The sequence below is a fragment of the Cellulosimicrobium cellulans genome, from assembly GCF_024124905.1.
Taxonomy (GTDB): domain Bacteria; phylum Actinomycetota; class Actinomycetes; order Actinomycetales; family Cellulomonadaceae; genus Cellulosimicrobium; species Cellulosimicrobium cellulans_G.
On the sequence record NZ_JAMXST010000003.1, the window covers coordinates 492,241 to 503,548 of the forward strand.

Below are 11,308 nucleotides of genomic sequence, written 5' to 3' on the forward strand. Positions count from 1 at the left end.
AGTCCCTGGAGAACGGCATCGTGATCAGGATCGGCATCGTGGAGGACGACCCCGCGAGCAGCGCGCTGCTCGTGGAGTACCTGCGACGGTACGAGCGCGAGCACGACGAGCAGTTCGCGGTCGCCATGTTCACCGACGGCGAGCAGGTCGTCGCCGGGTACCGGCCCGACTTCGACATCCTGCTCCTCGACGTCGAGATGCCGCACCTGGACGGGTTCAGCGCCGCGCAGCGCATCCGGCAGGTCGACGCCGACGTCGTGCTGATCTTCATCACGAACATGACGCAGCACGCGATCAAGGGCTACGAGGTCGACGCGCTGAGCTACATGCTCAAGCCGCTGCGGTACTTCGCGTTCTCGCAGGAGCTCAAGCGGTCGGTCGCGCGGCTCCGGCGCCGGTCGGCGGACTACCTGCTGCTCGCGGTCGACGGCGGGCTCGCTCGCGTGTCGACCGACGACATCGTCTTCCTCGAGAGCGCGAAGCACCGGACGACCGTGCATACCGTGGACGGACGGTACTCCGTCGTCGGGCCGCTCAAGGCGCTCGAGGCGCAGCTCGAGGGCAAGGACTTCTTCCGCAGCAACAGCGGCTACCTCGTCAACCTGCGGCACGTGCTGGCCATCCAGGGCAGCAGCGTGCTCCTGGTGGGCGGGCACGACCTGCTCATCAGCCGGGCCCGCAAGAAGGCGTTCCTCGCGGCGCTCACCGACTACCTCGGGGCGCGACGCGCATGACCCAGGCACCCTCGATCCTGGAGACCCTGCCGGACATCCCGCGCGCGCTGACCGGGCTGGCCGAGTGGCTCGCGTGCCTCGTCTACGTGCTCCTGCGGCGACCGCGGCTCCCGCGCCCGCGCCTCGTCCTCCTCGCCGCCGCGGCGCTCGGCGCGCAGGTCGGCGTGCAGGCCCTCGCCGACCTGCTCCCGCGGCAGCTCTGGACCGTGGGCATGGCGGCCGCGGTCGCGTGCATGTACGGGTTCATCGTCGCGGCGGCGCGCGTCTCGGCACGGGACGCCGGGTACTTCGCGGCCCGCGCGCTCGTGCTCGCCGAGCTCGTGGCGGCCCTGCACTGGCAGGTCCACTGCTTCTTCTTCCTCCCCGAGGGGCGGCCCGGCACGGCGTGGCAGGTCGCGTTCTTCGTCCTCGTCTACGCGGTCGGGTACGGGGTCGCGTACGTCGTCGAGTCCCGGCACTTCCGCCCCGACCAGGAGCTCGACGTCACGGTCGGCGAGCTCGCGTCGGCCGTCGCGATCGCGCTCGTCACGTTCTTCATGAGCAACATCAGCTTCCTCAACGCCAACACCCCGTTCAGCGGGCGCCTCGGCCTGGAGATCTTCTACATCCGCACGCTCGTCGACCTGTGCGGGTTCGTGGCGCTGTACGCGCAGCAGGGCCAGCGGCTCCAGCACCAGGCGCGGTCGGAGGTGCGGGCGATCGACGAGATGCTCCGCCGCCAGCACGAGCAGTACCTGCAGTCCAAGCGGAACATGAAGATCGTCCACCGCAAGTACCACGACCTCAAGCACCAGATCGGCGTGATCCGCGCCGAGGTCGACCCGCGACGCCGGGCGTCCTACCTGGACGACCTGGAGGCCAGCATCTCGGGTCACGCCCGGCAGGCGGACACCGGGAACGGGGTGCTCGACGTCATCCTCACGACGAAGAGCCAGGAGTGCGCCGAGCGCGACATCGACCTCACGTGCGTGGTCGACGGCGCGCTGCTCGACTTCATGTCCGCCATGGACGTCGCCGCGGTGTTCGGCAACGCGCTGGACAACGCGATCGACGGCGTCATGGCGGTGCCCGAGCCGGAGCGGCGGATCATCAAGGTCGCCGTCTACGCGCGCGACCGGTTCGTGCTGCTCACGGTGGAGAACTACTTCTCCGGCGAGCTCCACACGGAGGGCGGCGACATCGTCACGCGGCGCGCCGACCGGACCCGGCACGGGTACGGCCTCAAGTCCATCCGGTACACCGCGGAGAAGTACGGCGGCTCCATGACGGTCAACACCGAGGACCGCTGGTTCCTGCTGCGCGTGCTGCTCCCGCTGCCGCAGGACCGGCCGCCCACCGCCGCCGCCCGGCGGTCGGCCACGTCGGGGGCCACCACCGCGTAGGCCTTCCGGGCCCGACCCGACGGGACCTCCGGCCCCCGCGCCGTGACCCCGTCGTGACCTCGCCGACCGATCGTGCACGCAAAGCGACGGTTCGTGCACCGCGCCGCCCGGGCCGCCCGGGCCGTCCATAGCGTGGCGGCGCGGCTCAGGACCACGACGTCCGGGCCTCGACGGGTTCGCAGAGCTCGCTCAGCCACGCACGTGCCCCGGTGGGGCGGCGGGGACGGCGCGGTGGCCGACGAGCGCGGAGACGACAAGGGAAGGTCGATGAGGACAACGACAACGGCGGGAAAGCTCGACGGCAGGGCGGCGCGCGTCCGGGGAGCGGCGGCGCTCGCGGGCCTGGCCCTCGTGGCCACCGCGGGGTGCACGGCCGGCACCCCGGACGAGGAGAAGGCGTCGGACGCGTTCACCACGCGGGAGGTCACCGACGGGACCACGGCCTTCGTGGTCGTCGACAACCCGGGTGACGGCCCCACGCTCTCCTACGGCGCGGACAGCGCCGTCGAGCTGCTGACCGAGGAGGTCGACGGTCAGGAGTACGCGTTCAAGGACATGAACGCGAACGGGACGCTCGACACCTGGGAGGACTGGCGCGAGAGCGCGCAGGACCGCGCCGCGGCGCTGTCCGAGGAGCTGACGATCGAGCAGATCGCCGGCCTCATGCTGTTCAGCTCGCACGAGCGGTCGCCCGCCGACGGGCTGACCGACGCGCAGAAGGAGTACCTGACGGACTCCCACCTGCGCAACGTGCTCAACGCCGGCCCGAACGACGTCGAGGCCAACGTCACCTGGTCCAACCAGATGCAGGCCTTCGCCGAGTCGCTCGCGACCGCGGACGAGCCCTACGTGCCGGTGAACTTCAGCTCCGACCCGCGCTCGACCGCCGGCGCCTCGGACTACAACGCCTCGGGCGACATCTCCCGGTGGCCGTCGAACCTCGGCCTCGCGGCGACGTTCGACGCGGAGCAGACGCGGAAGTTCGCGGAGGCGGCGTCCGCCGAGTACCGCGCGCTGGGCATCGCCACGGCGCTCAGCCCGCAGATCGACCTCGCTACCGAGCCGCGATGGCTGCGCGTGGACGGCACGTTCGGCGAGGACGTCGCCCTCAGCACCGAGATGGCCCAGGCCTACGTGAGCGGCTTCCAGGGCACCCCGGGCCAGGAGGGCTGGGGGACCGAGTCGGTAAACGCGATGATCAAGCACTGGGCCGGCGACGGGCCGGGCGAGGGCGGTCGCGAGTCCCACACGACCGCGGGCAAGTACGGCGTGTACCCGGGCGGCAACTTCGACCAGCACACCGAGCCGTTCGTCGGGGCGCTCGACGCGGCCGCGGTCATGTCCGCCTACTCGATCGCGCTGGACGGTGAGGGGCAGCCGCTGTTCGGCGAGCGCGTCGGCTCGGCCTACGACTCGAAGCGCCTGAGCATCCTGCGCGACGACAACGGCTACGACGGCGTCGTCGTCACGGACTGGGGCGTCACCGCCGGCGGCACCACGGACCCCGACGCGATGATCGGGACGTCGTGGGGCGTCGAGGACCTCACGGTCGAGGAGCGCCACTACGCGATCCTCAAGAACGGCGTGGACATGTTCGGCGGCAACAACGCCGTCGAGCCCGTCCTGGCGGCCCACGAGCTGTGGCAGCAGGACTTCGAGGCGGGGACGAACGACGTCGACGCCGACACCCGCTTCCGCCAGTCCGGCACGCGCATCCTCACCATGCTGTTCCAGCCGGGACTCTACGAGAACCCGTACCTCGACCTCGACGCCTCCACGGCGACGGTCGGCAGCGAGGACAAGGTCGACGCCGGCTACGCGGCGCAGCTCGACTCCGTCGTCATGCTGAAGAACGACGGGACCGTCGCGGCCTCGGACGCCGAGGCGTGGAAGGACAAGACGGTCTACATCCCGCGGTCCTACGACACCGGCTTCGCCGGCGTGTTCGGCCCGGGCGAGTACACCGAGGGCACGGGCATCACGCAGGAGACCGCCGAGGAGTACTTCGGGAAGGTCGTCACCGACGAGGCCGTGACGGACGCCGACGGCAAGGTCACGAGCTACACCGCGCCGGACCTGTCCGACGTCGACCTCGTGCTCGTGGGCATGAAGAGCCCCAACAACGGCAACCCGTTCTCGCAGGCCGGCCACGACAGCGAGACCGGCGAGTGGTACCCGCTCTCCCTGCAGTACCGCCCGTACACCGCCGACGGCGCGAACGTGCGCCAGACGTCGATCTCCGGCGACCTGCTCCCGGACGGGACGCAGGAGAACCGGTCCTACTACGGCAAGACCTCGCGGATCGCGAACGAGTCGGACCTCGACGCGTTCGACCGGGCGCTCGCGGCCGTCGAGGCGTCGGGCAAGGACATCCCGGTGATCACCGTCCTCAAGGCGACGAACCCGACCGTCCCGGCCGAGTTCGAGTCGCGGTCCGACGCGATCCTCGTCGGCTTCGGGGTGAGCGACCAGGCGCTCATCGAGTCGGCCCTCGGCCTGCACGAGACGCAGGGCCGGCTGCCGATCGGCTTCCCGGCCTCCATGGACGCGGTCGAGAAGCAGCTCGAGGACGTCGGGGAGGACGCCGAGCCCTACACCGACGCGGCGGGCAACGCGTACGCGTTCGGCTTCGGCCTGAACTTCAGCGGGCCGATCACGGACTGACGGACCGCACGGGCGGGCGGTCGCACGAGCGGCCGCCCGTCCGGGGCGGACGGCGCCCGCCCGGCGCCGTCCGACCCCGACCAGGCCGCGGGGTGGGCCCGCGGCACGAACGAACCAAGGAGCAGGAAGTGAAGCGGAACAAGGCGCTGACCACGGGGATCGGGCTGCTCGTCGCCGTCACGGGGGCCTTCGGGCTGACGGCGTGCGGCAGCGGTGACGACTCCGCCGGCGGGTCCTCGTCGGAGAGCCAGTCGGCCGACGTCGACGTGGCGACCGACCTCGAGAACGCGCGCACGGCGGTCGCCGACGCGCTCGCGGAGGACGACAGCTGGGCGCAGATCATGCTCGCCAGCGACGTCAAGGAGCCGACCGTGAAGTACGGCCTCCTCGTGGTGCCCTTCGTCCCCTCGGACGCCGCCTCGCGCGTCCAGGGCACGGTCGACATCAAGGACGGGAAGTACACGATCGAGGCCGACTCGGCCGCGACCGGCGAGACGTGGCAGATCGACCAGGACGGCACCATCACCCCGGCCGGGGAGTAGCCACCCGTGCCTCGCCCGTCCGGCGGGCTCGTCCGGTCCGCCGGGCGGCACGTCGGACGGACGAGGCACCACCCCGCGCACGGGTCGCGCACGACGACGACCGTCCGTGCCGCAGAAACGACCGATCGTGCAGCCGCGGCGGGCGGCGCCGTACCCCGCTCCTAGCCTGAGGAACGGGCCCGCACTCGAGGAGGAATGCAGTGAACGCCAGGGCGAAGAACGCCGACGGTGGCAGGACGCCGATGTCGAACAAGAAGTTCCTGTGGATCTGGGTACCCGTGCTCGCGACGGTGACCGTGCTCGTCGTCGTCGCGAACGTCGCGCTCAACGTCGCGGGCGGCTGGGTCGCGTCCCAGCTCGGGTCCGGCACCTACACGTTCACCAACTCCGAGGAGTCCTCGGGCTGGGACACCGAGTACTACACGGCCGAGCACGACAGCCAGGAGTCCGTCGACGAGGCCGCCAAGGCGCTCGTCGAGGAGATCGCCGCGGGCGGCATCGTCCTCGCGAAGAACGAGGCCGGCGCGCTGCCCCTCGCCGCGGACGCCCGCGTGACGATGCTGGGCCGCGCGTCCGCCGACCCGGTGTTCGGCGGCTCGGGCTCCGGATCGGTCGACACGAACTCCGCGGTGACCGTCCGCGGCGGTCTCGAGAACGCGGGCCTCACGGTCAACGACCAGGTCTACGCCACGATCGAGGCGTTCGCGGCCGAGAACCCGCGCGGCCACATCGAGATGGACAACCCCGACGCGTCGAGCTACACGATCGGCGAGCTGCCGGTCGGCGAGTACGAGGCGCAGTCCGGGACGTTCGCCGAGTTCGGCGACGCCGCGGTCGTCACGATCGGCCGCCCCGGCGGCGAGGGCGGCGACCTCACGCGCGACATGACGGGCTGGGACGACAACGCCGAGCCGGGGCAGCACCAGCTCGAGCTGAACAAGGACGAGAAGGACCTGATCGCGCTCGCGAAGGCGAGCTTCGACACCGTCGTCGTGGTCGTCAACGCGTCGACGACCCTCGAGCTCGGCGAGCTGCAGGCCGACCCCGAGGTCGACGCGATCCTGCTCGCGGGCTCGCCCGGCGCCACCGGCTTCAACGCCCTGGGGACGATCCTCACGGGCGAGGTCAACCCGTCGGGCCGCACGACCGACGTCTGGGCCGCGGACTTCACCGCCGACCCGACGTTCGCGAACTTCGGCAGCTTCTTCTACTCGAACATCGAGGCCTCCTACCCGGTCTCCGCGGTCGAGAAGGCGACGTCCAACGCGACCGTCACGAGCAACGCCCCGTTCGTCGACTACACCGAGGGCATCTACGTCGGGTACCGCTACTACGAGACCGCGGCGGCCGAGGGCTTCGTCGACTACGACGACGCGGTGGTCTACCCGTTCGGCTACGGCCTGAGCTACACGGACTTCACCTGGGCGGTCACGGGCACGGAGGCGGGCGATGTCGACGGGACCGTCGCGGTCACGGTCGAGGTCACGAACACCGGTGCCGTCGCGGGCCGCGACGTGGTCGAGCTCTACTACACCGCCCCGTACACGCCGGGCGGGATCGAGAAGTCCGAGGTCGTCCTGGGCGACTTCGCCAAGACGGGCGTCATCGAGCCGGGCGCGAGCGAGACCGTGACCCTGGAGATCGCGGTCGAGGACATGGCGTCCTACGACCACCTGGGCGCGAAGGCGTACGTCCTGGAGGCGGGCGACTACACGCTCAGCCTGCGCACCGACTCCCACACCGTCGCGGCGGGCACTGAGCCGATCACGTACCCGGTCGCGTCCGACGTCGTGTACGCGGGCGAGGAGCACCGCGCGTCGGACCTCGCCGAGGTGACCAACCGGTTCGACGACGTCTCGGCGCGCTTCAGCGCCGACGGCGCGGACGGCACGGTCGTCCCGATGTCCCGCGCGGACTTCGCGGGCACGTTCCCGCAGGCCCCGACGGCGGAGCAGTCGGTCGCCGACGAGGCCACGCAGGACGGCTTCGCCGCCTGGGACTACGACGCCGAGGCCGCCGCGTTCGACGGCGAGATGCCGACGACGGGCGAGCGCTCCGACCTGACGCTCGTCGACCTGCGCGGGCTGCCCAAGGACGACCCGCAGTGGGACGAGCTGCTCGACTCGCTGACGGTCGGCGACATGACGGACATGCTGCTGAACGGTGCGTACCAGACGGCCGCGATCGCCTCGATCGCCAAGCCGCAGACGGTCGAGCCCGACGGACCGGCGGGCTTCTCGTCCTTCATCAACTCGTCGATCAACGGCGTCGCCTACCCGTCCGAGGTCCTCATCGCGCAGACGTGGGACGTCGACCTCGGCACCGCCATGGGCACGATGATCGGCGAGGAGGCGCTCCAGAAGGGCCTCAACGGTTGGTACGCGCCGGCGGTGAACCTGCACCGCTCGCCCTTCGGCGGCCGCAACTTCGAGTACTACTCGGAGGACCCGCTCCTCTCGGGCCGGATGGCCGCCGCCGTGTCGAACGGCGCGGCGAGCAAGGGCGTCTACACGATGCTCAAGCACTTCGCGCTCAACGAGCAGGAGACGAACCGCGTCGACAACGGCCCCGCGACCTGGGCGACCGAGCAGACGATCCGCGAGATCTACCTCAAGCCGTTCGAGCTCGCGATCAAGGACGTCTCCCTGGACGTCCGCTACATCGCGGACGACGAGGGCACGATCGAGGAGACGACGGTCGGGGCGCTCGGCATCATGAGCTCGTTCAACCGCATCGGCGCGACGTGGACGGGCGGCTCGAAGCCGCTCATGACGGACGTGCTGCGCGGGGAGTGGGGCTTCGAGGGCTTCGCGATCACGGACTTCAACCTGTACCCGTACATGAACCCCAACGAGGGCCTCGACGGGGGCACGGACCTGACGCTCACCTTCCAGCCGTCGAAGTCGTTCGGCGACACGACGTCCGCGAAGGCCGTCACGGACATCCGGAACGCGACCCACAACATCCTGTTCACGGTGGCCAACTCGAACGCCATGAACGGGCTCGCCCCCGGCGCGACGGTCACCTACACGCCGCCCACCTGGGTCTACGTCCAGATCGGCGTGTCGGTCCTGCTCGGGCTGCTCGTCCTGGTCGGCGCCTTCCTCGTGGTCCGGCGCGTCCGCCGGCACCGGTCGGCGGCCGAGAAGGTCGCCGCACCCGCCTCCGAGCCGGCGGTCCCCGCCGCCCGGTAGCCGGTGACCACCGGGTCCCCGGGCGGGCGACCGCCCGGGGACCCGGCACCCGGCGCCGTCGGGCCGGTGGCGCCCACCACCGCCGGCCCGACGCCGGGACCCCGGACCGCCGTCCGGCACCGGGCCCCGCCCCGCACGTCCCGAGCTGCGCCGTCGCCGACGCACCGCCGACGGCAGGCCCCGCCCTGCCCGCAGACCGCTCGGACAGACCCCGCACGACCCCACGACCACGCAAGGAGAGCACCGTGCAGCTCCACGGCGAGACCACCGCCGCGGCCGGCGAGACGGCCTCGGCACCGGGCACGACGACCGCGACGACCGGCGTCGTCCCGACCGCGAGCCTGACGCTCCTGGAGAAGGCCGCGCTCCTGACGGGGAAGACCGTGTGGGAGACGCACGACGTCCCGCGGCTCGGCATCCGCTCGCTGTGGCTGGCCGACGGCCCGCACGGCGTGCGCAAGCAGCTCGGCGCGGCCGACCACCTCGGCATCGCGGCCTCGCAGGAGGCCACGTGCTTCCCGACGGCCGCCGCCGTGGCGAACACGTGGGACGTCGAGCTGGCCGAGCGCGTGGGCGCCGCGCTCGGCGCCGAGGCCGCAGCGCAGGACGTGGACGTGCTGCTCGGCCCGGGCCTCAACATCAAGCGGTCGCCGCTCGGCGGGCGCAGCTTCGAGTACTTCTCCGAGGACCCGCTGCTCGCGGGCCGGATGGCCGCCGGGTACGTGCGCGGCATCCAGTCCCAGGGCGTCGCCGCGTGCCCCAAGCACTTCGCGGCGAACTCCCAGGAGCTGCGCCGCATGGTCTCGGACTCCGTGGTCGACGAGCGGACGCTGCGGGAGGTGTACCTCACGGCGTTCGGGATCGTCGTCGCGGAGGCCCGGCCCCGGACGATCATGTCCTCCTACAACCTCGTCAACGGCGTGTACGCCCACGAGGACCCGTTCCTCCTCACCCAGGTGCTGCGCCGCGAGTGGGGCTTCGACGGCGCCGTCGTCTCCGACTGGGGCGGGTCCAACGACGTCGTCGCGGCCGCGGCGGCGGGCGGGACGCTCGAGATGCCGGCGGCCGGGCTCGGCTCGGCGCGCCAGCTCGTGGACGCGGTCCGGTCCGGACGCCTCGACGAGGCCGACCTCGACGCGCGCGCCGACGAGGTGCTGCGCCTCGTGGCGGAGGCCCGCGAGCCGGGCACCGCCCCCGCCGTCGACGCCGACGCGCACCACGCGCTCGCCCGCGAGGTCGCGGCGCGCTCGGCGGTGCTGCTCAAGAACGACGACGCGATCCTGCCGCTCGCCGCCGGGACGCGCGTGGCGGTCGTCGGCGACTTCGCGCGCACCCCGCGCTACCAGGGCTCCGGCTCGTCCGCGGTGAACCCGACGCGTCTCGACAGCGTGCTCGACGTGATCGGGGACTCCGGCCTCGACCTGACGGCCTTCGCCCCCGGCTTCCGCCGCGACGGCACGCCCGACCCCGCGCTGCGCGACGAGGCCGTCGAGGCCGCGCGCGGCGCCGACGTCGTGCTCCTCTTCCTCGGTCTGGACGAGATCGCCGAGTCGGAGGGGCTGGACCGCTCGACGATCGCGCTGCACCGGTCGCAGGTCGAGGTGCTCCAGGCCGTGGCCGCGGCCAACCCCGCCACGGTCGTGGTGCTCGCGGGCGGCGGCGCGATCTCGACCCCGTGGCTCGGCTCCGCCCGGGCGCTCGTGCACGGCTACCTCTCCGGCCAGGCCGGTGCCGGCGGGATCCTCGACGTGCTCACGGGCGTCGTCAACCCGTCCGGGCGGCTCGCCGAGACGCTGCCCGTGCGTCTGGCGGACACCCCGACCGCCGGCGCGTTCCCCGCGACCGGGCGCACCGCCGTCTACCGCGAGGGCCTGTACGTCGGCTACCGGTACTACACGAGCGCCGACGTCCCCGTGGCGTTCCCGTTCGGGTTCGGGCTCTCCTACACGACGTTCGCGCACTCGGGCCTCGTGGTCGACAGCGGCCCTGTGACGGGTGCTGCGACGGGTGCTGCGACGGTCACCGCGACCGCGACCGTGACCGTGACGAACACCGGGACGGTCGCCGGGGCCGACGTCGTGCAGGTCTACGTGCGCCGCGAGACGCCGGGCGTCCACCGCCCGGTGCGCACGCTCGCCGGGTTCGCGCGGGTCGAGCTCGCGCCCGGCGAGTCGCGCACGGTCACCGTGCCCCTCGGAGAGGCGGCGTTCCGGCACTGGGACGTCGCGACGGGCGCGTGGCAGGTCGAGCAGGGCGCGTGGTCGGTGCTGGTCGGCTCCCACGTGGACGACCTGCCGCTCGGGGCGACGGTCGAGCTCGCCGGCACCGTGCCGCCCCGCACCGAGGACGACCTGCCGGAGCCGTACCGCACCGGGCGCGTCCACGACGTGTCGGACGCTCAGTTCGCGGCGCTCCTGGGTCGCCCCGTCCCGACGGCGGCCTGGTCCGGTCCCCTCGGCGTCAACGACCCGCTGTCGCGCCTCGCGGACGCGCGCTCGCCGCTCGCCCGCCTCGCGTTCCGGATCCTGTCCTGGCGGCGCGACGCCGCGGACCGCAAGGGGACGCCGGACCTCAACATCCTGTTCCTGCTCAACATGCCGTTCCGGGCCATCGGGAAGATGACCGGCGGCCTGGTCGACGCCGCGATGGTCGAGGGCATCCTCCGCATCGTCAACGGCCACCTCTTCCGCGGCACCGGCGCCGTCCTGCGCGGGTTCGTCCGCAACCGCCGTGCCGACCGTCGCACCGCGCGCACCCTCCGCGGCGACGCCTGACCTGCTCGAAGGGAAGAC

Annotated in this window: 6 protein-coding genes; all 6 read left to right on the forward strand. The window is 72.2% G+C overall.

Translation table 11 applies throughout. The features are described 5' to 3' along the window. Positions 1 to 20 precede the first annotated feature (20 nt). The 6 genes from NHH00_RS10920 (at position 21) to NHH00_RS10945 (ending at position 11,290) form a co-directional block, all read left to right on the forward strand. Positions 21 to 734 (forward strand): LytR/AlgR family response regulator transcription factor, encoded by a 714-nt coding sequence (locus NHH00_RS10920; protein ID WP_253051996.1) that lies wholly within the window; start codon positions 21 to 23, stop codon positions 732 to 734. Beyond that, the gene (locus tag NHH00_RS10925; protein WP_253051998.1) at positions 731 to 2,116 is read left to right on the forward strand and encodes an ATP-binding protein; all 1,386 of its coding nucleotides are present in this window, start codon (positions 731 to 733) and stop codon (positions 2,114 to 2,116) included. Before NHH00_RS10920 ends, NHH00_RS10925 begins: the two co-directional genes overlap by 4 nt. 267 nt (positions 2,117 to 2,383) lie before the next feature. Beyond that, positions 2,384 to 4,780, forward strand: coding sequence for a glycoside hydrolase family 3 protein (locus tag NHH00_RS10930; protein WP_253052002.1), 2,397 nt, complete (start codon positions 2,384 to 2,386; stop codon positions 4,778 to 4,780). Between the two features lie 128 nt (positions 4,781 to 4,908). Further along, positions 4,909 to 5,322: a hypothetical protein gene (locus tag NHH00_RS10935; RefSeq protein ID WP_253052004.1), complete on the forward strand. Its 414-nt coding sequence runs from the start codon at positions 4,909 to 4,911 to the stop codon at positions 5,320 to 5,322. 200 nt (positions 5,323 to 5,522) lie between these two features. Then, on the forward strand, positions 5,523 to 8,516 hold the full coding sequence (locus NHH00_RS10940; protein WP_253052007.1) for a glycoside hydrolase family 3 C-terminal domain-containing protein: 2,994 nt from the start codon (positions 5,523 to 5,525) through the stop codon (positions 8,514 to 8,516). 245 nt (positions 8,517 to 8,761) lie between these two features. Then, positions 8,762 to 11,290: a glycoside hydrolase family 3 C-terminal domain-containing protein gene (locus NHH00_RS10945; RefSeq protein WP_253052009.1), complete on the forward strand. Its 2,529-nt coding sequence runs from the start codon at positions 8,762 to 8,764 to the stop codon at positions 11,288 to 11,290. Positions 11,291 to 11,308: the final 18 nt, after the last annotated feature.

Coding starts and splice junctions, on each gene's coding strand:
- NHH00_RS10925 (WP_253051998.1), top strand. CDS start 731: ATGACCCAGGCACCCTCGATCCTGGAGACCCTGCCGGACATCCCGCGC.
- NHH00_RS10930 (WP_253052002.1), top strand. CDS start 2,384: ATGAGGACAACGACAACGGCGGGAAAGCTCGACGGCAGGGCGGCGCGC.